Origin of the sequence: Winogradskyella sp. 3972H.M.0a.05, from assembly GCF_040493455.1 — a bacterium.
Lineage (GTDB): Bacteria > Bacteroidota > Bacteroidia > Flavobacteriales > Flavobacteriaceae > Microcosmobacter.
Genome location: NZ_JANFDA010000008.1, coordinates 59549 through 82671, shown reverse-complemented (window position 1 = coordinate 82671; position 23123 = coordinate 59549). Strand labels below are relative to the sequence as shown.

Annotated in this window: 22 protein-coding genes; 12 read left to right on the top strand and 10 right to left on the bottom strand. The window is 34.8% G+C overall.

What is annotated here, in order from left to right; genetic code table 11:
• Positions 1-190: 190 nt before the first annotated feature.
• Both NCE97_RS14385 and NCE97_RS14380 read right to left on the bottom strand, forming a co-directional pair.
• Positions 191-886, bottom strand: coding sequence for a hypothetical protein (locus tag NCE97_RS14385; protein ID WP_353779981.1), 696 nt, complete (start codon positions 884-886; stop codon positions 191-193).
• A gap of 117 nt (positions 887-1003) precedes the next feature.
• Positions 1004-2518, bottom strand: coding sequence for a DEAD/DEAH box helicase (locus tag NCE97_RS14380; protein ID WP_353779980.1), 1515 nt, complete (start codon positions 2516-2518; stop codon positions 1004-1006).
• Positions 2519-2663: 145 nt separating this feature from the next.
• Between NCE97_RS14380 and NCE97_RS14375 the strand changes: the two genes are divergently transcribed.
• Positions 2664-3224 carry an ExbD/TolR family protein gene (locus NCE97_RS14375; RefSeq protein WP_353779979.1) on the top strand — a complete coding sequence of 187 codons (561 nt, stop codon included), beginning with the start codon at positions 2664-2666 and terminating at the stop codon, positions 3222-3224.
• Positions 3225-3590: 366 nt separating this feature from the next.
• Here NCE97_RS14375 and NCE97_RS14370 read toward each other — a convergent pair whose 3' ends face one another.
• Positions 3591-5591, bottom strand: a complete 2001-nt coding sequence (locus tag NCE97_RS14370; RefSeq protein ID WP_353780042.1) for an alpha-ketoacid dehydrogenase subunit alpha/beta — start codon at positions 5589-5591, stop codon at positions 3591-3593.
• Positions 5592-5710: 119 nt separating this feature from the next.
• On the opposite strand from NCE97_RS14370, the gene NCE97_RS14365 reads away from it, so the two are divergent.
• Genes NCE97_RS14365 through NCE97_RS14345 form a run of 5 tightly spaced genes read left to right on the top strand, consistent with a single transcriptional unit; the run spans position 5711 to position 9654 of the window.
• On the top strand, positions 5711-6661 hold the full coding sequence (locus tag NCE97_RS14365) for an isopenicillin N synthase family dioxygenase (protein WP_353779978.1): 951 nt from the start codon (positions 5711-5713) through the stop codon (positions 6659-6661).
• Positions 6661-6990: a translation initiation factor gene (locus NCE97_RS14360; RefSeq protein ID WP_353779977.1), complete on the top strand. Its 330-nt coding sequence runs from the start codon at positions 6661-6663 to the stop codon at positions 6988-6990. Before NCE97_RS14365 ends, NCE97_RS14360 begins: the two co-directional genes overlap by 1 nt.
• Positions 6987-7931 carry a DUF1835 domain-containing protein gene (locus NCE97_RS14355; RefSeq protein WP_353779976.1) on the top strand — a complete coding sequence of 315 codons (945 nt, stop codon included), beginning with the start codon at positions 6987-6989 and terminating at the stop codon, positions 7929-7931. Before NCE97_RS14360 ends, NCE97_RS14355 begins: the two co-directional genes overlap by 4 nt.
• The gene (locus NCE97_RS14350) at positions 7921-8793 is read left to right on the top strand and encodes a nucleoside phosphorylase (RefSeq protein ID WP_353779975.1); all 873 of its coding nucleotides are present in this window, start codon (positions 7921-7923) and stop codon (positions 8791-8793) included. Before NCE97_RS14355 ends, NCE97_RS14350 begins: the two co-directional genes overlap by 11 nt.
• Positions 8794-8796: 3 nt before the next feature.
• Positions 8797-9654, top strand: a complete 858-nt coding sequence (locus NCE97_RS14345; RefSeq protein ID WP_353779974.1) for a substrate-binding domain-containing protein — start codon at positions 8797-8799, stop codon at positions 9652-9654.
• A 242-nt stretch (positions 9655-9896) separates the two neighbouring features.
• Here NCE97_RS14345 and NCE97_RS14340 read toward each other — a convergent pair whose 3' ends face one another.
• A complete protein-coding gene (locus tag NCE97_RS14340) occupies positions 9897-10571 on the bottom strand; it encodes a uracil-DNA glycosylase (RefSeq protein WP_353779973.1) in 675 nt (224 codons plus the stop codon).
• Between the two features lie 41 nt (positions 10572-10612).
• On the opposite strand from NCE97_RS14340, the gene NCE97_RS14335 reads away from it, so the two are divergent.
• From NCE97_RS14335 to NCE97_RS14315, 5 genes are all read left to right on the top strand, one after another.
• A complete protein-coding gene (locus NCE97_RS14335; protein WP_353779972.1) occupies positions 10613-11083 on the top strand; it encodes a nuclear transport factor 2 family protein in 471 nt (156 codons plus the stop codon).
• 130 nt (positions 11084-11213) lie between these two features.
• Positions 11214-13814: a zinc-dependent metalloprotease gene (locus tag NCE97_RS14330; protein WP_353779971.1), complete on the top strand. Its 2601-nt coding sequence runs from the start codon at positions 11214-11216 to the stop codon at positions 13812-13814.
• Positions 13815-13919: 105 nt separating this feature from the next.
• Positions 13920-14420: a hypothetical protein gene (locus NCE97_RS14325; protein WP_353779970.1), complete on the top strand. Its 501-nt coding sequence runs from the start codon at positions 13920-13922 to the stop codon at positions 14418-14420.
• Between the two features lie 217 nt (positions 14421-14637).
• The gene (locus tag NCE97_RS14320; RefSeq protein ID WP_353779969.1) at positions 14638-15054 is read left to right on the top strand and encodes a DUF3052 domain-containing protein; all 417 of its coding nucleotides are present in this window, start codon (positions 14638-14640) and stop codon (positions 15052-15054) included.
• Positions 15054-15659, top strand: a complete 606-nt coding sequence (locus NCE97_RS14315; RefSeq protein ID WP_353779968.1) for a peroxidase-related enzyme — start codon at positions 15054-15056, stop codon at positions 15657-15659. The genes NCE97_RS14320 and NCE97_RS14315 overlap by 1 nt, the downstream gene beginning before the upstream one ends.
• Here NCE97_RS14315 and NCE97_RS14310 read toward each other — a convergent pair.
• From NCE97_RS14310 to NCE97_RS14285, 6 genes are read right to left on the bottom strand one after another with little or no spacing between them, the layout of a single operon-like run.
• Complete coding sequence (locus NCE97_RS14310) at positions 15656-16204, bottom strand: 1-acyl-sn-glycerol-3-phosphate acyltransferase (protein ID WP_353779967.1); 549 nt, start codon at positions 16202-16204, stop codon at positions 15656-15658. The genes NCE97_RS14315 and NCE97_RS14310 overlap by 4 nt on opposite strands.
• Positions 16204-17286, bottom strand: a complete 1083-nt coding sequence (locus NCE97_RS14305; RefSeq protein ID WP_353779966.1) for an iron-containing alcohol dehydrogenase family protein — start codon at positions 17284-17286, stop codon at positions 16204-16206. The genes NCE97_RS14310 and NCE97_RS14305 overlap by 1 nt, the downstream gene beginning before the upstream one ends.
• A 39-nt stretch (positions 17287-17325) precedes the next feature.
• A complete protein-coding gene (locus tag NCE97_RS14300; protein WP_353779965.1) occupies positions 17326-17949 on the bottom strand; it encodes a CatA-like O-acetyltransferase in 624 nt (207 codons plus the stop codon).
• Positions 17946-18656 (bottom strand): HAD family hydrolase, encoded by a 711-nt coding sequence (locus tag NCE97_RS14295; RefSeq protein ID WP_353779964.1) that lies wholly within the window; start codon positions 18654-18656, stop codon positions 17946-17948. Before NCE97_RS14295 ends, NCE97_RS14300 begins: the two co-directional genes overlap by 4 nt.
• Positions 18647-19375 (bottom strand): 3-deoxy-manno-octulosonate cytidylyltransferase, encoded by a 729-nt coding sequence (kdsB, locus tag NCE97_RS14290; protein WP_353779963.1) that lies wholly within the window; start codon positions 19373-19375, stop codon positions 18647-18649. The genes NCE97_RS14295 and kdsB overlap by 10 nt, the downstream gene beginning before the upstream one ends.
• 11 nt (positions 19376-19386) lie before the next feature.
• Positions 19387-21705, bottom strand: coding sequence for an ATP-dependent helicase (locus tag NCE97_RS14285; protein WP_353779962.1), 2319 nt, complete (start codon positions 21703-21705; stop codon positions 19387-19389).
• Positions 21706-21853: 148 nt separating this feature from the next.
• Here NCE97_RS14285 and NCE97_RS14280 point away from each other — a divergent pair, with 148 nt between their 5' ends.
• Positions 21854-23122: an amidohydrolase gene (locus NCE97_RS14280; RefSeq protein ID WP_353779961.1), complete on the top strand. Its 1269-nt coding sequence runs from the start codon at positions 21854-21856 to the stop codon at positions 23120-23122.
• The last annotated feature ends 1 nt before the right edge of the window (position 23123 follow it).

The following is a 23123-nucleotide window of genomic DNA, read 5'->3' as shown; positions in this document are numbered from 1 at the left end:
AATAAAAATAATGATAAAATCTACCAACGGTTAAGTTTCCAAGATTAAAAAATAGTTATCAACAGTGTTTTTCGATAATCTGCAAGAAAAAATAGATAAATGAAGGTTGAGTATTTTACGAAAACGTTGTCGTAAATTAATAAGTCATTAATAATACTGTTAAAATAATAGGATTAATGTAAGAAAATGATTAATTCGTGTCAGGTTTTTCATTTAGGAAAACCACGGTAGCTTTAACTCCTGTAAGTAAATTCCATTCTTTGGAGGATATAAGATTTCCTTTATCGTCGTAGACCAGGAACTGTGCCGTGTTTGGTCCAGACTCCCCTTGATTTAGGGCTTCAAAGTCTAATTTATTGAGACCATCGGCTAAGTCTACTTTAACTCGTCTGTAACCATTTGTTAACAATAAGCTTGGAACAATAATGTCTTCATTGATGTATATCCTAACTAAATCTCCGTCTGGGTACTCATGGTCGCGACAAATAATATTTACAAATTCGACTTTGACATTGAATTCTCCAAGAAACTGATCAGACATTGAAGGTTGTTTGATACCTACTTCGACTGCTTGTTTATTCCAACGCTTTTCGTAAATCTCCCCAGAGTGTTTGAGTTTGTTATCATCGAACATTGAAAACTCTTTCTTAGGTTTAGAGAAATCAATATTGGTTCGCTTTACAGACAAACCAGTAATTTTATTTTTTCCTTTGTCAAGACCTGTTTTAGATTTGATCTCTTTATTAAGGTTGGATTTTGTGGAGTCTTTTTTCTCTTTACTCTCGATTGCTGGTATGCGTATAGATTTCTTTTCACTCTTGTCTATTTGCGCATTAAGACCAAAGCAAAATATAGTGAATATGAAAAATGTGAATATAAATCTCATAGCAATCAACGACTTACAATCATTATTAAAGATACGATTTTTTATGATTCATAGTTTCAAAAACCGTACCTAAATCAAAGAAAACGTATTTTTTAATGAAGTAGTAGAAAAGAAACGTTAAAACTTACCATTAAAACTTACTCTAAGCCTACGATTGTATTCTTCAAACAACCAATCTCTGTAGTTTTCTGTACTATTCATGATGCAATAAGAGTATTGTTTTACTCTGTATCTTATTTCATCACGCAATAGTTTGGCTAGAGCTCTTGCATCATAGATGTCTTCACTATTTTCAATACAAATCTTGGAGTGCTGTGCTATGGAACGTTCAATAACAACCATAGACTTTTGACCAGAAGCTATAACTTCTTTATAGTTTGCACGAACATCAAAATCTAAGGAGTCTGATTTATTGAATTGTTCTTTAAGGACATCCGGCATTTTATAAACAAACTCTCTTTCAATAGCTTCATCATCTCTAAGGTTTTCAAGATACATATCTGGATATCTAAAGATATGTTGCCAATCTACGTGCTGATCCCAAGGTCCAAATCGTGCTATGTTATTTCCAAGATCTACTACCTGGAAACTAGATTTGTCTTCAAGTATTCTGGAACCACGACCGATCATCTGAAAGTATAGTGTTAAAGATCGGGTTGCTCTATTGAGAATAATGGATTCTACCGTAGGTTCATCGAAACCTGTAGTCAAGATACTCACAGAGGTTAAAATCCCGTCTGGCGTTTCTTTAAACCACTTTAAGGTATCTTTTCGTTCCTGTTTTGTAGCTGTATTGTCTAAATGCTTAACGTTATAGCCTGCCTTTTTAAATGAATAGTATACTTCCTTAGAGGTATTGATACCGTTGTTAAAGATTAATGTCTTTTTACCTTTTGAAACTTCTTCATAAGCAAAAAGAAGCTTACTTATCATTAATGAGTTTGTGTATAATGCTTCTGAAGACTTTACTGTATAATCACCATTGATACCAACCTTTAATGTGTTCAATTCTACATCATAGCTAAACGTTTCGGCCTTAGCCAAAAATCCATTTTTTATTAATGTAGAAATATCATCACCTACGATAAGCTTCTTGTAGTTATCGTGCATAGGCAGCTTTATGTTAGAACTCAAAGGTGTTGCAGTAACGCCAAGAATAAAACAGTGATCAAAAAACTTAAACAGCTTTCTAAAAGAATTGTAATGGGCTTCATCAATAATAACTAGACCAATATTATTTAGTTCTAATTGATCATCATTAAGTCTATTGTTGAGTGTTTCAACCATAGCTACAAAGCACTCATAATCATCCTGGTCTGGTAAGTCTTTTACTTTACTGTTAATGACTTTATTATTAACGCCAAACCCAGAAAGCATCTTAGACGTTTGCTTACAAAGCTCTATTCTATGGGTAAGAATAACGACTTTCTTCTTATAATACTTTATATACCTTCTAACTATCTCAGAGAAAATAACCGTTTTCCCTCCTCCTGTTGGTAATTGATAAAGCAGATTATAATTGTCTGGAGCACTTTCCAATACATCGAAAATGCGCTTTAAATCAGCCAGCTGATAATTATAGAGTCGCTTTCTCGAATCTTCTTGTACAGTAGTTACTATTCTTTCAGACATATGCAGTTATAAAAACTCTGCAAAATTAACACATCATAGAAGTATTTCGGCAATATTGTTAACAAGAATTAACAACTAATTTATTTTTTGTTCTTGGTACCGTTTTTGTGACAATTAGTATAGGCCATTATAAAACTTTAATATTATGAGAAAAAATCGCATTCACAGAGTCTCTGTAAACACAGGCTCTATGGCAGACATTGCCTTTTTATTACTAATCTTTTTTTTAGTGACAACAACCATTTCAACCGATAAGGGAATTCTACGAAAGCTTCCTGCTCCATGCCCAGATGGACAAACATGTGAAACAGAAATACGAGAACGTAACATTCTGAGGGTTTATATTAATCATAAAGAAGAGATTATGATAGAAGATAATCTAGTTGCTATTAATGATATAAAAGACATCATTAAGGACTTTATTGATAATAACGGAGATAAAAGCTGTACTTACTGTAATGGTATTTCTAAAGCGGACTATTCCGATAATCCTAAAAAAGCTGTTGTGTCTTTACAGCATGCTTCAGAATTGCGATATGAGATTTTTATAAATGTACAAGATGAAATTACTAAAGCTTATTATGAGCTTAGGGAGGACTATGCCAATAAAGTGTTTAATAAAGCGCCTTCAGAGTTAACTAAGGAAGAAATGAAACAGATAAAAGCTGCGTATCCCTTTATACTATCTGAAGCAAAAACAAGATAATTTAGCCTCTCTCCTATGTGATTTGTGTTAAAAAAAGTTAAATTACTACTATGTTTTGCATAGTACTGTAACATTTTCTTTTTTCTGTCGTCTATCAAGTGTAAATCAATTAAAAAACAACAAATTATGAGAACTTTAGACAACAATCAATTATCGAGCACAAGTCAAGGAACTAGAACTTATTCTTGGAACAGTAAAAGACGCTATAGGTAATAATATCATCAATCAAAAAACGAATATTATGAAAGCGTTATCCAAAATTATCGATTCTTCCAACAGTATGGAAGACGATTTAGAAACCATTAAGTTATGAGGTTCGAATTAAAATTATCTTGATTAAGCCAATACAGATATGTGTTGGCTTTTTTAATATGCCGCTAATTCCAATAAGGCCTCCTCAAATCTACTTTTAGATAAATATTGATCTTCTAATTGTTTAGCAAATGGTATTGGTGTTTCCAAACTTCCTACTCGTTTTACTGGAGCATCAAGGAACTGAAAACATTCTTCCATAAGCATTGCAGAAATATCTGAAGCTATACCGCCAAACAAAGAATCTTCTTGTAGAATAATTACTTTTCCTGTTTTCTTGGTAGAATTTAGTATCGCTTCTTTATCTAATGGTTGTAGGGTTCTAAGGTCAATAAGATCTGCACTAATATTATTATTCTTGTCCAATACCTCTAAAGCCCAATGTACTCCAGCACCATAAGTGATGATCGTAATATCATTGCCTTCTCTCAGCGTAGCAGCTTTTCCGAAAGGCAATGTATAGTAATCTAACGGCACCTCTTGTCGTATGCTTCTATACAGAGCTTTGTGCTCAAAGAACAATACAGGATTAGGGTCATTAATCGCGGTAGCTAATAATCCTTTTGCATCATAAGGAAATGCAGGATAGACAACTTTTAAACCTGGAGTTTTGGTAAACCAAGCTTCGTTGGTTTGCGAATGAAATGGACCAGCAGCAACACCAGCACCACAAGGCATTCTTACCACCACGTCAGCATTCTGTTGCCAGCGATAATATGATTTGGCTAAATAATTTACTATTGGATTAAAACCAGAACTTACAAAGTCCGCAAATTGCATCTCAACCACAGCTTTCATTCCAGCTATAGATAAGCCCATACCTGCCTCTACAATAGCAGATTCGCAAATAGGTGTATTACGTACACGCTCTCTCCCAAATTGTTCTACAAAACCTTCAGTAATCTTAAAAACACCTCCATATTCAGCAATATCTTGCCCCATAATTACAAGGTCTTTATGGCGCTTCATGGACAAGCGTAAACTATCAGAAATAGCATCGATCAATCTTACTTCTTGATCTTTCTGTTTTGGTTTAACTTCTTTATAATCAAACTCTTTGAACACATCATTTAATTCTTTAGTCAAATCTGGTGTGATTTCCTCTTCATTAAATGCTTTCTTCAAGTTATCATTAATTTCCTCCTTAATCTTCTTCTCTAATTCTTGATTTTCCGACTCAGATAAGATTTTATGCTCAAAGAGGTATTGCTTGTAGTTTTCAATAGGATCTTTTGCTTCCCAGGCTTTCATCAGTTCAGCAGGAACATATTTAGTTCCACTAGCCTCTTCATGTCCGCGACGCCTAAAGGTTTTGAACTCAATAAGTATTGGTCTTGGACGCTTTCTTATGCTTTCGGCTAGTTTTTTCACCTTATGGTATACCTCAATAATATTATTACCATCTAGGATGAAGGATTCAATACCATAACCTTTACCTCTATCTGCCAAATGCTTACAGTTATATTGTTCTGAAGTTGGCGTAGACAAGCCATAGCCATTGTTTTCAATACAAAAAATAACAGGCAATTGCCATACAGAAGCTACATTTAAGGCTTCATGAAAGTCACCTTCACTAGTCCCTCCTTCTCCTGTAAAAACAGCAGTTACACTTTTATTTCCTTGTAGAACGTTAGCTAAGGCAATACCGTCTGCAACACCTAGTTGAGGTCCAAGGTGAGAAATCATCCCCACGATATTATACTCTTGAGTTCCAAAGTGAAACGATCGATCTCTTCCGTTAGTAAATCCACTGGCTTTGCCTTGCCATTGCGCAAACAATCTATTTAAAGGAATCTTTCGGGTAGTAAATACACCTAAATTTCTGTGCATTGGTAAAATGTACTCATCGTCTTTGAGCGCCATTGTCACGCCAACAGAAATAGCTTCTTGTCCAATACCTGAAAACCACTTAGAGATTTTTCCTTGTCTAAGAAGGACAAGCATTTTCTCTTCAATCAAGCGAGGTTTAAGCATGTTTTCATAAAGTTTGAGCAAAACTTTATTGCTTAGGCTTCTTTTATCGTAGGTTATATTATTCTTGGTTGATGCCACCATATAAGGGTTATTCATTTTACGCTTCAAATGTAATTAAAAAATAGGATTACCATAAGCTTTATGCACATAAGTAAACTTTTGTACATTTGTAATCCTTACACCTAATAATTCGAATCATAATGGACAGAATACCAAGTGTCGATCTTCGAGACTTCTTATCTGGAGACGACAATAGAAAACAAAAATTTATAAATGATATTGGTAAAGCCTATGAAGAAATTGGCTTTGTAGCACTAAAAGGACACTTTTTAGATGATGATTTAGTTGATAGGCTTTATGGAGAGGTAAGAAACTTTTTTAAGCTCCCAGTTGATGTAAAGCGCAAATATGAGATTCCTGGTATTGGAGGTCAGCGTGGCTATGTTTCCTTTGGGAAAGAAAGTGCAAAAGGAAAGAAAGAAGGTGATTTAAAAGAGTTCTGGCATTTTGGACAATATGTAGAAAACAACCCTGAATTAGAAGCTGAGTATCCTGATAATGTTGCAGTTGAAGAATTACCAGAGTTTAATAAAGTTGGTAAAGAAACGTATAGAATGCTCGAAAAAACTGCTAGATATGTTTTAAGAGCTTTAGCACTATACGTAGGTTTAGAAGAAACTTATTTTGATGAATACATTCATAATGGTAATTCTATACTTAGACCAATTCATTATCCACCTATTATAGAAGAACCAAAAAACGCTGTTAGAGCTGCTGCTCATGGCGACATCAACCTTATTACATTATTAATGGGGGCTCAAGGAAGAGGACTACAGGTGCAAAACCATCAAGGAGACTGGATAGATGCTATTGCTGAGCCAGATGAGCTTATGATTAATGTTGGAGATATGTTATCTAGACATACCAATAACAAACTAAAATCTACGATACATAGAGTAATAAATCCACCGCGCGAACTTTGGGGAACTTCCAGATATTCAATACCATTTTTCATGCATCCAATTAGCAGTATGAAATTAGATGTTTTAGATAGCTGCGTGGATGAAGACAATCCAAAACTTTATGAAGATATCACTGCAGGAGAGTTTTTGAATGAGAGACTTGTAGAATTAGGTCTTATTAAGAAATAATGGATTTAAAAGATCAGCTCAAAAACTTGTTTCCTGATCATGTAGAATCAGAAGACACTAACAATATCCCAAATTCTTCTAACGTTTGGTTACAAGATGAGCCTATCATTTGTAAATACGAAAAGCGTAAAGGTAAGCCTACTACTATTCTTGAAGGTTATAATGGAGCTACAGAAGACTTTAAGGCTTTAGCTAAAGAGTTAAAGACTAAACTCAGTGTTGGAGGTAGTTTCAAGGACGAAAAGATCATAATCCAAGGGGATTATAGAGATCAAATCATGACTATTTTAAAAGAAAAAGGGTTTAATGTAAAACGCGTTGGAGGATGAATACCAAAAAATCACTTCATATTACTAATGGCAATAGCCTTACAGATTATTTAACTGAGTTAGATATTCAGGGAGATTTTATTACTTGGCAAGAAATGCTTTGTGAAGGGCCTACAATTTCAAATATTGATTCTGAGGCCTTTTTTGATATACGAAAGTCATTTTTCAACACATACTATGATATTGAAATTGATAGAGATGAATATGATAGTGAGCTTGAAAAACTCAATAATATTGAAGACTATTCAGAAATAGTGTTATGGTTTGAATATGACTTATTTTGTCACATCAACCTCATTGGAGTTCTTAGTCTATTGAAATCGAAAAGAGTTGAACTTCCATTGTACTTGGTGTGTAGCGGAAGAATTGAAGGTGAAAAAGATTTAAAAGGACTTGCTGAATTGACTCCAGAACAATTATTAGAACATTACAAGCAAAAAGCTTTACTAAGTGCCGATGATGTAGATTTGGCAGTTACCATTTGGAGGATTTATTGTGGTAAAGACCATAATCTTCTACGACCTTATATTACTAAAAACTCATCCTTTAAATATCTTAGTAATTGCTTGAAAGCGCACCTCAAGCGTTTTCCAGATTCGGCAAGTGGTTTAGGAAGTATCGAAGCAAATATTCTGGCTATTCTAAGAGATAATGAGGTGAAGTCTAGGCATCATTTGTTGGGCTATATCCTTAACTATCAAGGCTATTATGGCTATGGAGACCTTCAACTCGATCGTATCATCAACAAAGTATCTATTTTCTTTGATGAGAATGAAGGTGCTATAACACTGAATAGAAAAGGTCATGAAGCCCTGTTATCGCATTACAATGTTACTTCAGAAGTAAATAATAATCTTTACTATGGAGGTATTCAACGATTAGACTACCAGTTTAGTAAATCTGAAAACAAGCTTATAAAAACCGTTATAAATGCCTATTAAAGCTTCCGAGTTAATCTTAAATGAAGATGGAAGTGTCTATCATCTCAATTTACGACCAGAACATATTTCTAATACCATAATTACTGTTGGTGACCCAGATCGTGTAGATTCTGTCACTAAGCATTTTGATACTATTGAATTAAAGATCAAAAAGCGAGAGTTTCATACACAGACTGGAACCATTGGAAATAAGAGACTAACTGTAATTTCAACTGGAATTGGTACCGATAATATCGATATCGTTTTGAATGAGTTGGATGCTCTTGTCAACATTGACTTAGAACGAAGAGAAATAAAAGATAATCTTACCGCATTGGATATAATCAGGATTGGAACCTCTGGAGCTATTCAAGATTCCATTCCACTAGATTCATTTTTGATTAGTGAATATGGTTGTGGTTTTGATAGTTTACTTCATTTCTACCAAAGTAATCATGTACAACAATTTGAGATATCTAATGCGCTCAAAACACATCTTGATTGGGATGTTAAGAAGTCCGATCCTTATGTGGTGTCTTGTGGACACAATCTTCTACAGCAAATTAGTTCAGATAGGACCATAACAGGTTTTACAGCTACGAACGTTGGCTTTTATGGTCCTCAAAGTAGAGTTTTGCGTTTAGATGTAAAGGATTCTGATTTTAACGACAAACTTGCTAGTTTTAATTACAATGATTTGTCCATTACTAATCTTGAAATGGAAACTGCTGGGATTTATGGCTTATCTAAGCTTTTAGGACATAATGCATTATCAATGAATGCCATTATTGCTAATAGAGCTTTAGGAGAATTTAGCAGTAACCCTAAAGATGCTGTAGACAAGCTTATAGAATATACACTTGAAAAAATATTGGAGAATTAGCACATGAAGATTGTAAACATTGGAGGCGTTCCAGAACATTTTAATCTAGCTTGGTATTTGACATTAAAGAATGGTGAGTACAAAGATGAAGGCATCAATTTGCGATGGAAAGATTACTATGGTGGAACTGGAGCGATGTGCAAAGCTTTAAGAAGCGGTGAAATTGACCTCGCTGTTATTCTTACAGAGGGTATTATCAAAGATATTATAGATGGTAACCCTAGTAAAATAGTACAGACATTTGTACAATCCCCTCTAATTTGGGGCATTCATGTTGCTGCAGATTCCGATTATAAAACTATTAATGACGTTAAAGGAAAGAAAGCAGCTATAAGCCGATATGGTTCCGGGTCTCATTTAATGGCTTATATCAATGCAGAAAACCATGCTTGGAATTTAGAAAAAGACCTGAATTTTGAAGTTATTAAGAACCTAAATGGTGCTGTAGAAGGGCTTACCAATGGAAAAGCTGATTATTTTATGTGGGAAAAATTCACCACAAAACCTATCGTAGATGATGGCGTCTTTAGACGAATTGATGAATGTCCTACCCCATGGCCATGTTTTGTAATAGCGGTGAGAAACGAGTTTATTGAAAATCAACCAGAAGATTTAAAAATCATCTTAGATATTATAAATAACACAACGTCTGAGTTTAAGAGTATTCCTAGCATTGACCGTACTATTGCTAATCGCTATGACCAAGAATTAGAAGATGTACAGGAGTGGCTTTCTATTACAGAATGGTCTCAATCGAATATTGATAAAACCACAATTAAAAATGTTCAAAAGACATTATTTGAGTTAAATATTATCCCAAAAAAAGCAGAATTCTCAGACCTTGTTCATAAGTTAATTTAGCCTTAACCATTCATTACCAAACGATTATTTTTTAGCTTAAATTTCTATATGTCAAAAATTTAGTTACATTTGTTATAACCCAATGTAAGAGTTTTACTCTAATAAATGTGCTAATATGATAATGACAATTACTCTAATCTTAGCGTCTTTAGTTGCCCTAAATTTCTTACTCCTTATATTTAGTTGCAACAAAACGACTAAAAGACCTACGAAGAAACCTCATGTAGTAAGAACAAAGAAGGCTACTCTAGCTTCCAGGCAATTGGCGTCAAGCCAGCTTGCTCCAACTGGTAGTTAATCTTACTAAAATGTTTGTTTCCAAACCAATACCCTCTGTTTGCACTTAATGGAGATGGATGTCCAGATTCTAAAATAGAATGCTTATTAGTATCTATTAATTGTTTTTTCTTTTTGGCAAAACCACCCCAAAGTACAAAAACTACATTCTGTTTTTTCTCAGATATTGTCCGTATTACAGAATCCGTAAAGCGTTCCCATCCTTTACCTTGGTGACTTCCCGCTTGATGGGCTCGAACAGTTAGTGTAGCATTTAGCAATAATACGCCTTGTTTTGCCCATGATTCTAGATTACCGCTTTTTGGATATGCATGGCCTAAATCATATTCCAGCTCTTTTAGTATATTAATTAGTGAAGGAGGATGTGCTATACCATCCGCTACTGAAAAGCATAAACCATTAGCCTGTCCATAACCATGATATGGATCCTGCCCTATAATAACTACTTTAACATTGTCGAATTGAGCATGATTAAATGCATTAAAAATTTGCTTTCCAGGAGGAAAACATTTTGTGCTTGTATATTCTGATTTTACGAAACTGACTAGTTCCTCAAAATAAGGTTTATCAAATTCTTCTTGTAAATGAAGTTTCCAGCTTTGATCGATATCTACATTCATGAACCCAAAAATATCAATTATAAAGACAAAACATTATATTTATGACAATGAAAACAGTTATAGAAAATTTTTACAAGGCTTTTAATGATAGAGATGCTGATACTATGGTGTCTTTCTATCATGATGATATAGTTTTTGAAGATCCAGCTTTTGGGACTTTACATGGAGAGCGCGCAAAGAATATGTGGAGGATGTTGTCTAATGCACAAAAAGGAAAGCCTTTCAAAATAGAAGTTTCAGATATTACTGAAGATGGTAATATAGCTTCTGCACATTGGGAAGCCCATTATAATTTCAGCAAAACAGGGCGAAAAGTTCATAACAAGATAGATGCTGTTTTTACTTTCAAAGATGGAAAGATAGTAAAGCATATAGATACCTTCAGTCTGCATAAATGGGCAAGTCAAGCCATAGGTTTTAAAGGCTGGTTACTTGGCGGCACTTCTTTTTTTAAATCCAAATTGCAACAACAAACCAATCATTTATTAGATAAATTTGAATCTAATTCTTAGATCTTTTTGCAATAAAACTCTGGCTCTAGAGTTCTAAAACTATATTTAACATTTTTTAGTGATATTGCTCCTATACTATTTCCTAACTTACAAGCTAAGATTTAAAGTACTACTAAATAATTTTTTTACTATGAAAACCAAACGAATGATTGCTTTGAGGCAAATCTTTTTAATGCTATTATTGTGCGCCTTTATGATGCCACAACAAGCTGAAGCCCAAAGGAAAAAGAAGAAAAGAAAAAAAGACGCTAAGACTGAAGCTCCCGCTCCTCCTCCAAAGAAGAATAAAGGCAAAAGCATAGCCGATCTAGTTAAAAAGAGCAAAAAAATTGAAGGGTTATTCACGATTTACCAAGATACTGTTAATGGAAGTCTTCAAATGGTCATTTCCGAAGACCAATTAGGTAAAGAGTTTATACACTTTAGCCAAATTGCCAATGGTGTTGTAGATGCTGGCGCATTTAGAGGTTCGTATAGAGGATCGAAAGTCTTCAAAGTGAAGAAGTATTTCGATAAGATAGAATTTGCTACACAGAATACGTCATTTTATTTTGACCCAGATAATGCGATTTCAAAATCTAAAGATGCTAATATTTCTGAGGGCATCATGGCAAGTGCCAAAATAGAAGCTCATGATAAAGAGAAAGGATTGTATCTGATAAAGGCAGATGGTATCTTTTTAAAAGAGACATTATCTCAAGTTAAGCCTCCTCGCTTTCCTGGGCAATCTCCAGTATCTTTTACATTAGGAAATTTAGACAAGTTTAAGACAAAGGTTAATAATATTAGAAACTACCCTGAGAATACAGATTTAGCTGTAGATTATGTATACTCTAAGCCTTCTGTACTCAATGGTGGTTCAGCTGCTGTTACAGATGGTAGAAATGTAAGTGTAACAGTTTACCATAGTTTAATTGCAATGCCAGATAACGATTATGAAATTCGTTTGGATGACCCTAGAGTTGGGTACTTTATGACTCAAGTTACAGACCAAACTGCAACGGGCTCTGTACCTTACAGAGATTTAGTACACCGCTGGCATTTAAAGAAAAAAGACCCAAGCGCAGCAATTTCAGAGCCTGTAGAACCAATAGTTTGGTGGATGGAAAACTCTACACCTGTTGAATGGAGAGAAACGATAAGACAAGGTGTACTAGAATGGAATAAAGCTTTTGAAAAAGCTGGATTCAGAAATGCCATGGTTGTAAAAATGCAACCAGATGATGCAGATTGGGACGCTGGAGATATTCGTTACAATGTATTGAGATGGACGTCTTCTCCTAACCCTCCATTTGGTGGCTATGGTCCAAGTTTTGTTAACCCAAGAACTGGACAAATACTGGGAGCTGATATCATGTTAGAATATGTTCACTTTACTAATCGTGTAATGTATGATAAACTATTCGATTTATCAGCAGATGCTAAAGAGTTCAACCCTGATGATTACTTAAGAAATAATACATTATTCTGTTCTGCTGGTGAAGTAATGCACGAAAATACTATGTTTGGTCAAGCTGTATTAGCGGCTGCCAATGCAGATGACTTAGAAATGGAGCGTATGAAAAAAGAAGCTATGTTAGCTTTAATCATGCATGAAGTTGGACATACACTTGGATTAAACCATAATATGAAAGCTAGTCAGCTTTGGTCTCCTGAAGAGTTAGCCAATGCTAACTTGATTGAAGGAAAGTGCCTTACAGGTTCAGTAATGGATTATGCAGGTATTAACTTAACTAAGGACAGAAGCAAACAAGGACAGTTTTATGATACTTCTGTTGGACCTTACGATGTTTGGGCGATACAGTTCGGATATACGCCTTTTAGAACAAATGCTGAACGTAATGCTTTACTAAGCAAGTCAACACAGCCAGAACTTATTTTTGGAAATGATGCTGATGATATGAGAGCTCCAGGTAAAGCTATTGACCCAAGAGTAATGATAGGTGATTTATCTAATGATCAAATTGGTTATTCTATCGATCGCATAGAAATGGTTAATGAATTGATGGGTGACGTCAAAAATAAATTCTCTAAATCTGGTGAGTCTTACCAAGAGCTAAGAAGAGCTTACTACATTTTGAGTGGACAGCGTAGTATTGCAACAGGTGTTATTTCAAGATTTATTGGAGGTGTTTATGTTGATAGAGCTATGGTTGGACAACCAGGCGGAAAACAACCTTATACTCCTGTTAGTCGTGAAGATCAAAAACGTGCTATGAACGCTTTAGCGAAGTATTGTTTTGCTCCAGATGCGTATAGTGCTCCAAGTGATCTTTATAATTATTTAGCACTACAACGTAGAGGCTACAATTTCTTTAGAGCTCCAGAAGATCCAAAAATTCATGCTCAAGTATTATCGTACCAGAGAAATGTCCTTAGACACATCTTACATAATAATACACTGCAGCGTATCACAGATTCAGAGCTTTATGGAAATGAATATACGCTATCTCAGTATATGTCTGATTTAAATGCAGCTATCTTCAATGCCGATATTTATGGAAATGTAAATTCATTTAGACAAAATTTACAGTTAGAATACACGAATATGTTAATCGGAATGCTAACCGGAAGACAGAGTGCTAGATATACTAATAATGCTAAGTCTATGGCATTATACAATCTTAAGCGAGTTAGAGCTATGGCTGCACCTTCAGGGAATGTAGCTTCAAAAGCGCATAAACAACACTTAAGAACTTTAATTGACAATGCATTAAAAGAAGTAAAATAATATTTCTTTCTAAGTGATATACTAAGAGCTGTTAATATAACATTAGCAGCTCTTTTTTTGTAAGTATGGTTAATACTATCGACTTAACATATAAATCTGATAATTATGAAAAAAGTTCTCTTCATCCTTAGCCTGTTTGTAACACCAATTATTACTTCTCAAAATATGACAAATGAAAAACTAAATGAGATTTTTAGCTCAGTAAGCGATACTATCCAAGGGCAACCTGGCGCTTGGCAGTTAAAGATTAAAGATGTAACCATGATATCGTTAACAGATTCTACAAACAATAGAATGCGAATCATTTCTCCAATTATAGAAATTGAACGTCTAGATAAAGATTTAATGCAAGCGGCTTTGGTCGCAAATTTTCATACTGCATTAGATGTAAAGTATGCGATTTCGGATAACATTCTATGGTCGACATTTATTCATCCTTTACGGGAGTTGACTGAAGAACAAGTACAAGACGCAATAAGTCAAGTGTACTATGCTAATGTCAACTTCGGAACCACGTTTGCAAGTACCTCTTTAGTTTTTCCAGGTAATTTAAGCGAAGATGACGAAGATGATGAAAAAGATAAATTTGAAAAGCGAAAGTTTTGACACCTTCATCAAATCAAAAAGCTACTCAAATACTGACGTAAGGAGTAGCTCTTGATTAATAGCAAGTGTGAATGTTTCTTTTTAGGGACTATTATAGTTTACTTTATGTTTCATTCTACATTTACTCATTATATTATATACAATATCTATGCCATAACCCTTTAAGGATAAAGCGCTATAACGAAAAAATTGTACCTTAGGCGAAAGCTCTTCACCTATGACAAACCCTGGATACTCTGGAACTCCATTAGAAAAAAAGTTGGGCATAAAACCTGATTTCAAAATACTACTGTATAATGCACCAAAGCATTATTTTAACTTGTTTAGCATTATTCCAGAAAATCTGGTAGAATTGGATGAGTTAACACCAGAATCTGCTGATTTCATTCACATATTTTGCAAAACAAAAGAAGAGTTAACAAGCATAGCAGAAACATATAAATCTTCTCTAAAGCAAAATGGAGCATTATGGATAAGCTGGCCAAAAGGAAGCTCTAAAATCGTTACAGACTTAAAGCGAGAACCCGTTAGAGAACATTTATTATCTATAGGATTAGTAGATATAAAAGTTGCTGCTGTAGATGAAGACTGGAGCGGATTAAAGTTTGTTTATCGTTTAAAAGACAGAACATAATGAGTTGGATTAAAGTAATTCCTTTTGAAGAAGCTACAGGTAAGCTAAGAACGATTTATGAGAAAATTAAAGGTCCAAATGGACAAATAGATAATGTACTAAGCATTCACAGTCTTAGACCTCATACACTTACTGGGCATATGAGTATTTATAAGAATACTTTACATCATGCGAATAATACATTCCCCAATTGGTTCTTAGAGCTTTTGGGAACTTATACCAGTTATATTAATAAGTGTGACTATTGCTATTTACATCATTTTTCAGGAATGAAACGTTTTTTACAAAATGATTCCAAAGCAGCACAAATTCAGCAATGTATAGAACAAGATACGCTTCATAAGGTATTAGATGATAAACAACTAGCCTTAAGCAATTATGCAAAAAAGCTCACATTACAAGCTTCAGAAATAAATAAAAGTGATATTGACTTACTCAAGGAAAAGGGAATTTCTGATGGGGAAATATTAGAAGTAAATCAAGTCGTCTCCTATTTTAATTATGCAAATAGAACTGTGTTAGGATTGGGAGTGAATACTGATAATGAAATATTGGGACTATCTCCCATGAACAAAGATGATGAAGATTCCTGGAGTCATCATTAAGAATATTCAGGGACTTTTCCTTTTACACCTTTATAGAAAGCATGCATAAACTCAAAATCTTCCTCTGTATTATCAGTTGGATAAAACGGCTCTGAGATGTGGTTTTGCTTATTTTGAAAATCTAAAGTGAACATAATAATAGGAACCTTAGCAGCCTTAGCGATATAATAGAATCCTGTCTTCCACTGCTCCACTTTCTTGCGAGTACCTTCGGGAGCTAAAGCTAATCTAAACTCCTCTTTATCGCGAAAAAGATTAGCTATAGTTTCAACTTTATTCTGTCCAGAAGTTCTGTCGATTGATGCGCCACCAATAGCTCTGAAGTACCAGCCCAATGGCCACACAAATAATTCTTTCTTGGCAATAAAATTCGTTTTAACGCCAACTACTTTTCGCAATAAAACTCCAATATAGAAGTCGTGCCAGCTCGTATGAGGCACGGCAATGATGACACATTTTTTTATAGTATCTTTTGAGAAATTTGAATTCCCCGTAATTTTCCAGCCAAGAAGTTTGTAGTAGATAAATTTAGCCAGCCAACGCATTACATCTTTTTATATAAAGATAATAGCTTTTCGCGACTAATTTTTTGTTTCCATCCTTTACCAAGTGCATTTTCCCAAAGTGGCTCTAAACTCAATGCAATATCAATCATGATATCAAATTCATTATCATCAAGTTCATTACAAATACCTTGTGGAAGTTGAATATTGTGTTTGGCTTTCATGACTTTGAAAAGCTTTACACCTTCAGGATAAAATTCTTCTAAATGATCAAAAACGATACAATTACCAATACCATGCTTGGTACCCAATAAGTACGATAGTCCATAGCTCATAGCGTGAGCTACACCAACCTGAGAATAAGCAATACTCATTCCACCATGCCAAGAGGCCATCATTAATTTATCCTGCATTTCCTTTTCGGATAAATCATTATCCATGAAAATCTCTTTACACAATTGGAAAGCTTTCTCTCCATAACTTTGACTAAAGGCGTTTAAGTAAGTTCCATTTAGTGATTCTATACAATGGATATAGCAATCCATTCCTGTGTAGAACCATTGGTCTTTTGGAACATCCTTAGTCAGTTCTGGATCTAAAATCACCTGATCGAAAGGCGTATAATCAGAATTGATACCTAATTTCTTTTCTGGCCCAGTAAGTACAGTCGTCCTTGATACTTCAGCGCCAGTACCAGATATTGTTGGTACTCCAACATGATAAACAGCAGGATACTTTACTAAATCCCACCCTTGGTAGTCTTTAGCTTCACCTTCGTTAGTGAGCATTATAGAAATAGCTTTGGCTAAGTCTAAAATAGTCCCTCCTCCTATGCCTATAATTCCAGAAGGTCTGTCTTTGTGAGATAAAATAATTTGTTCTACCAATTCATCTACTTGAGACGTCTTAGGTTCCTCATCTGCAGAGATATATAGAATCTGATCATCATATGCTAATGGGATACGAGACGTTAGCCAAGAGTTGCCTTTAAAAACATCATCCACCAGGAAAATAAATGGTGCCCTTTCATTTAATCGCTTAGGTTCTAAAATATCTCCAAGCTGATTAAAACTTCCGCGTCCAAAAACAACTCTGGACACCATAGGATAATTTTTATACGTCATCTAAATTATTTCTTTAACAAAAATAAAAACTTCGTTCTTTTATTCTAATGAATTAAGATTATTTTGAAACTTTTCAAAAAATAACCCAACATGATAACCATCTACTAATGCATGGTTTACACTAATTGCGACATTCATCATTCGCTTTCCATCGACTAATTCTACTTTAGAGAATGCCAATTCTGGTACAGATTCTACTTGTCCAGACCTAGGTTCTTTATGTCCCGTAAATGCTATCCAAGGTATTGCAGAGCAATGTATGCAATCTAAGCTATTTACTGGCGGATATAAGTCCGTTGTTGATAGGATGCGCTCTTTTTCAAGCTTAAGGTTATTTAAAAAGACTAATAAATCCTCATCATAATTTATAAATGAAAAGCCAAATGTTTTGTCTTCTCTCATGATTGTCGCTGAAGCATGAATAGTATCATACAAAACAACTTTATCATCTATAATTCGATACCTTAAATTTTCAACAGCATTTATCGCTTTTATGCAATCGTGCAAATATTTACCAAAAAAGCTAACCTTCTTAGCCTTGGCATAATCGTAAGCAGCAGTAACATCTACTTTCACTGTAACAGCAAATGTAGGATCTGCTAAACGTGTAAAGTGCTCGTAAAGCTGTTTTCTACTCCAGTTATCTATATCTAAAACTTTCATACTAAAAGTGGTAGAATCTCTTTTATTTGTTTTACAGTCTTATAACCCTTGTCCTTAATCGCATCTTCATCTACAGTTTCATGTGCCCATGTGGTATGAAACGGAACATGAATAGCGCTAGCGCCTATATTAATCAATGGTAAAATATCACTCTTTAAGGAGTTTCCTATCATCAAAAACTCGGACGGCTTTATATCTAAATGCTTTAATAACTTCTCGTAATTATCCTCTTTCTTATCGCTAAGGACTTCTATATGATGAAAATATTTGTCGAGGTTGGATTTATCTAACTTACGTTCCTGATCCAGTAAATCACCTTTTGTAGCCACTATAAGTCTATATTTTCCATGCAATGTTTCTAAAACTTCCGTAACGCCATCAAGCAATTCTACAGGCTTATTGATCATGTCTTTACCAATATTTAGAATCGCTTCTATGGTTGAGTTTGAAACGTTGCCATTAGATAATTCTATGGCCATTTCTACCATGGATAGCATAAACCCTTTTACACCATAACCATATAATGGAAGGTTTTTCATTTCCATCTTGAACAATTCCTGATCGATTTTGTTCATGGTCTCATAAGATGACAATAACTTGGCGAATTCTACTTCAGCATCTCTGAAATAGGTTTCATTGACCCAAAGCGTATCATCAGCATCAAATCCTATGACTTTTATGTTATTGAAATCACTCATTACTTCCATAATTTTTTAGCGCGTTCCAAATCTTCAGGAGTATCAATTTCTACACCTTGTACGTTGGTTTCTACCATTTTTATACGCTTACCATATTCTAGATAGCGTAGGCATTCAATCTTTTCACTAGCTTCTAAAAACTGCATTGGTAATTCTGTAAACTCTAATAAAGCTTCTTTTCTGAAAGCATATATGCCTTTATGCTTGAAATATTTTGCATTAGCATTTTCATCTCTTGGGTATGGAATTGGGTTCCTAGAGAAATATAGCGCAAAGTTTTCTTGATCTACGATAACCTTAACCGTATTTGGATTCTTGATTTCATCCCAATCCGTAATTTGAACCATTAAAGAAGCTAAATCTATATCCTTATTGGGATCATCATGAAAGACACTGAGTACTTTCTCTAGGCTTTCACGTTCTGTAAATGGCTCATCACCCTGTACATTGACTACGATATCACAATCAATAGTTGCAACTGCTTCAGCTATTCGATCACTACCAGACTCATGCTCTTTAATACTCATAATGGCTTTACCTCCATTATTTACAATCTCATCATAGATGATATTACTATCAGTAACCACATAGACTTCACTAAAAAGATTGGTCGCTACAGTCGCTTCATAAGTACGTAAGATCACAGACTTACCTGCCAAGTTTTGCATTAATTTGCCCGGGAAGCGAGATGCACTGTAACGTGCAGGTATCATCGAAATAACTTTCATATCATTATTGTTTAGCTAATCACTTCAAGTTTTGCAAATCGAAGCAGTAGCTTTTTATTTCCTCCGTTTTCAAATTTTATCTCGGCTTTAATATCCGAACCTTTACCTTCAATCTTAATTACCTCTCCTCTACCAAATCGCTGATGGTTAACAACATTACCTACTGTTAACTTGCTATCAAATAGGTTAGTGTTTGTTTTCGTATCTGAAATCTTCTTAAGATTCTTAGGTGTGCTTATTTTAAACTTTTCAGCACGCTGTTTAGCTGTATTGCGAGGTGTAGGTTTTTTGAACCTTACTTTATTGGGTTCGACATCTCCGAAAATATCTGCATCGAGCATCGGATTGAAACGACGTTCTTCAATTGGTGTGATGATATCTAAAAATTCATCATCTATTTCTTCTATAAAGCGACTTGGTTCAGCATCAATAAGTTTTCCCCAGCGATAACGAGACAGTGTGTATGTGAGATAAGCTTGTTTTTCAGCTCTGGTTAGCGCTACATAGAATAAGCGTCGCTCTTCTTCTAACTCGCTTCTGGTATTCATACTCATTGCACTTGGGAACAAATCTTCCTCTAATCCAACTATGAATACATAAGGGAACTCCAATCCTTTTGCTAAATGTATAGTCATTAAAGCCACATGGTTTGGATCTCCTTTTTCATTGTCTAAGTCTGTTGCTAAAGCTACGTCTTCTAAGAATTCTGTGAGTGAGCCTTCGGCATCAGCTATTTCTATCTGTCCTTCTACGAAATCCTTGATACCATTGAGTAGTTCTTCGATGTTCTCCATTCGGGTAATACCTTCAGGAGTTCCATCTTTACCAAACTCTTTAATCAAACCAGACACTTTAGTAACATGCTCTGCCAGTTCAAAAGCATTAGCAGATTGGTTCATCACTTTGAAACTTTCTATCATCGTTACAAAGTCCTGAAGTTTTGCTTTAGTTCCAGAATTGATTTTGATATCAATTTTATCGATGTTCTGCATCACTTCATAAATGGAGCGATTGTAACCATTTGCAGCAACAACAAGCCTATCGATAGTCGTTTGTCCTATACCTCTAGCAGGGAAATTAATAACACGTTTTAGAGCTTCTTCATCAGCAGAATTGATAATCAATCTTAGATATGATAATACATCTTTGATTTCCTTCCTTTGGTAGAAAGACAATCCTCCATAAATTCTATACTTAATGTCACGTTTTCTAAGTGCATCTTCTATAGCTCTCGATTGCGCATTAGTTCTGTAAAGCACTGCGAAATCACTATTCTTGAGTTGCTTTTGCATCTTAGCTTCAAAAATTGTACTTGCGACATAACGCCCTTCATCACCATCGGTTGGAGAACGATGTACTTTGATCTTCTCTCCTATTTCATTTGCAGTCCAAACTACTTTATCAAGCTTGGTTTGGTTTTTATCTATGACTGAATTAGCAGCTTTGACAATGTTTTTGGTGGAACGATAGTTTTGTTCCAGTCTAAAGACTTTCACGTCGTCATAATCGCGTTGGAAATTCAGGATGTTATTAATATTCGCACCTCTAAATGCATAAATACTTTGTGCATCATCTCCAACAACACAAATGTTTTGGAAACGATCCGACAAAGCTCTTACAATTAAATACTGAGAGTGATTGGTATCTTGATACTCATCAACCAAAATGTATCTAAACTTATCTTGATATTTTGCTAACACATCTGGAAAGCGTGTCAGAAGCTCATTGGTTTTCAAAAGTAAATCATCAAAATCCATTGCTCCAGCTTTAAAGCATCGATCCACATAGTTTTTATAGATGTTCCCCATCTGAGGACGACGCGCAGCAGTATCTGCTTCTATAAGCTCTGGATTATTGAAATAGGCCTTAACAGTTATTAAGCTATTCTTATATGAAGAGATTCTAGATCGAATTTGTTTATACTTATATACATCTTTATCTAGGTTCATTTCCTTGATAATGGAAGATATAAGTCGATCAGAATCTTGAGTATCGTAAATGGTAAAATTGCTTGGATAACCCAAACGATCTGCTTCAAAACGAAGGATTTTAGCAAACACAGAGTGGAATGTTCCCATCCACAGGTTTTTTGCTTCACCATCACCAACAATTTGAGCAATACGCTCTTTCATTTCGCGAGCTGCTTTGTTAGTAAATGTTAGTGCCAAAATATTGAATGCATCTACACCTTGACTCATTAAATAAGCAATTCTGTAGGTAAGCACTCTAGTTTTTCCAGATCCTGCACCTGCGATCACAATCATAGGCCCATCCTTTTGTAAAGTTGGAGCTAATTGTGCGTCATTTAGTTGGCTTAAGTACTTTTCCAAGTCGTAATAAATTTTGAAGGCTTAAAAATAACTAATGTTAATTGTTTTAGGGTTCAGATTTTTGAATATTTATAAACAATTAGAAACCTTTTTTGATACTCAAATTTGGTTATCTTTAGCTGAATTTTTCAACGCTTATTTATTCATCATGAAATCTTTACTTCTGCCTTTGGTTTTTATCTCAACGCTTTGTTATTCTCAAACCAGTGTTGAGCAAGATATTATTGATATAGAACAAAAAGTGATAGAATGGCGACATCATTTTCACCAATATCCTGAGCTTTCCAATAGAGAATACAAAACTGCTGAGAAAATAGCGGAGCACTTAAGAAGCTTAGATTTAGAAGTGCAAACTGGTATTGCTAAAACTGGTGTTGTTGCAATACTCAGAGGAGATCAGCCTGGAAAAGTGATAGCACTTAGAGCAGACATTGATGCTTTACCAGTAACTGAACGTAATGATTTACCTTTTAAATCTGAAGTAAGGACTACTTTTTTGAATACAGAAACTGGCGTTATGCATGCTTGTGGACACGATACGCATACTGCAATATTGATGGGTGTTGCTGAAGTATTATCTAAGCACAAGGATAAAATTAAAGGGACTGTAAAGTTTATTTTTCAACCTGCTGAGGAAGGCCCTCCTCCTGGAGAAGAAGGTGGCGCTAAATTGATGATCAAAGAAGGTGTTTTAGAAAATCCTAAGCCTGATGCAATATTTGGACTTCATATAAGATCGAATTACGACGTTGGTACTATCTACTATAAAAAAGGTGGCATTATGGCTTCTGTAGAACGTTTTGTGATTAACGTGAAGGGTAAGCAGACTCATGGTGGAAGACCTTGGCTTGGTGTTGATCCTATTTTGATTTCAGCAAAAATTATTGATGGTTTACAAACCATAGTGAGCAGAGAGTCTAAATTAGTAGACGAGGCTGCAGTAATTACTGTTGGAAAAATCACTGCTGGAACACGATTTAATGTTATTCCTGAAAGTGCTGAATTGATCGGTACTGTTCGGACTTTGGATCCTGATATGAAAGCCTTGATTATTCGTAGAATGACCGAAATGACCAAAACTATTGCTAAGGCTTATGGTGGTGAAGCTACTATTGAGTTTCAAAATAATACAACAATCACATACAATGATCATGACTTAGTGGACCAAATGCTTCCGAGTCTTCAAAAGGTTGCTGGCGCTAAAAATGTAAGGCTAAGGAAAGCAACTACAGGTGGTGAGGATTTTTCGTATTATCAGGAAATTGTTCCAGGGTTCTTTTTCTTTTTAGGTGGAATGACACCAGGAAACACTGAACCTTATCCGCACCATACACCAGATTTCAAAATAGATGATAAAGGCATGTTACTTGGTGTAAAAGCAATGACACAAATTACTTTCGATTTCTTAAACAATTAAT

Bases quoted from the DNA above. Each gene is read 5' to 3' on its own strand.
- NCE97_RS14295 (WP_353779964.1), bottom strand. From the start codon at position 18,656: ATGGAAGTAATGAGTGATTTCAATAACATAAAAGTCATAGGATTTGAT.
- NCE97_RS14385 (WP_353779981.1), bottom strand. From the start codon at position 886: ATGAGATTTATATTCACATTTTTCATATTCACTATATTTTGCTTTGGT.
- NCE97_RS14330 (WP_353779971.1), top strand. From the start codon at position 11,214: ATGAAAACCAAACGAATGATTGCTTTGAGGCAAATCTTTTTAATGCTA.
- NCE97_RS14305 (WP_353779966.1), bottom strand. From the start codon at position 17,286: ATGACGTATAAAAATTATCCTATGGTGTCCAGAGTTGTTTTTGGACGC.
- NCE97_RS14320 (WP_353779969.1), top strand. From the start codon at position 14,638: ATGACAAACCCTGGATACTCTGGAACTCCATTAGAAAAAAAGTTGGGC.
- NCE97_RS14280 (WP_353779961.1), top strand. From the start codon at position 21,854: ATGAAATCTTTACTTCTGCCTTTGGTTTTTATCTCAACGCTTTGTTAT.
- NCE97_RS14345 (WP_353779974.1), top strand. From the start codon at position 8,797: ATGAAGATTGTAAACATTGGAGGCGTTCCAGAACATTTTAATCTAGCT.
- NCE97_RS14355 (WP_353779976.1), top strand. From the start codon at position 6,987: ATGAATACCAAAAAATCACTTCATATTACTAATGGCAATAGCCTTACA.
- NCE97_RS14315 (WP_353779968.1), top strand. From the start codon at position 15,054: ATGAGTTGGATTAAAGTAATTCCTTTTGAAGAAGCTACAGGTAAGCTA.
- NCE97_RS14335 (WP_353779972.1), top strand. From the start codon at position 10,613: ATGACAATGAAAACAGTTATAGAAAATTTTTACAAGGCTTTTAATGAT.
- NCE97_RS14300 (WP_353779965.1), bottom strand. From the start codon at position 17,949: ATGAAAGTTTTAGATATAGATAACTGGAGTAGAAAACAGCTTTACGAG.
- NCE97_RS14340 (WP_353779973.1), bottom strand. From the start codon at position 10,571: ATGAATGTAGATATCGATCAAAGCTGGAAACTTCATTTACAAGAAGAA.
- NCE97_RS14350 (WP_353779975.1), top strand. From the start codon at position 7,921: ATGCCTATTAAAGCTTCCGAGTTAATCTTAAATGAAGATGGAAGTGTC.
- NCE97_RS14325 (WP_353779970.1), top strand. From the start codon at position 13,920: ATGAAAAAAGTTCTCTTCATCCTTAGCCTGTTTGTAACACCAATTATT.
- NCE97_RS14310 (WP_353779967.1), bottom strand. From the start codon at position 16,204: ATGCGTTGGCTGGCTAAATTTATCTACTACAAACTTCTTGGCTGGAAA.
- NCE97_RS14375 (WP_353779979.1), top strand. From the start codon at position 2,664: ATGAGAAAAAATCGCATTCACAGAGTCTCTGTAAACACAGGCTCTATG.
- NCE97_RS14365 (WP_353779978.1), top strand. From the start codon at position 5,711: ATGGACAGAATACCAAGTGTCGATCTTCGAGACTTCTTATCTGGAGAC.
- NCE97_RS14380 (WP_353779980.1), bottom strand. From the start codon at position 2,518: ATGTCTGAAAGAATAGTAACTACTGTACAAGAAGATTCGAGAAAGCGA.
- NCE97_RS14360 (WP_353779977.1), top strand. From the start codon at position 6,661: ATGGATTTAAAAGATCAGCTCAAAAACTTGTTTCCTGATCATGTAGAA.
- kdsB (WP_353779963.1), bottom strand. From the start codon at position 19,375: ATGAAAGTTATTTCGATGATACCTGCACGTTACAGTGCATCTCGCTTC.
- NCE97_RS14370 (WP_353780042.1), bottom strand. From the start codon at position 5,591: ATGGTGGCATCAACCAAGAATAATATAACCTACGATAAAAGAAGCCTA.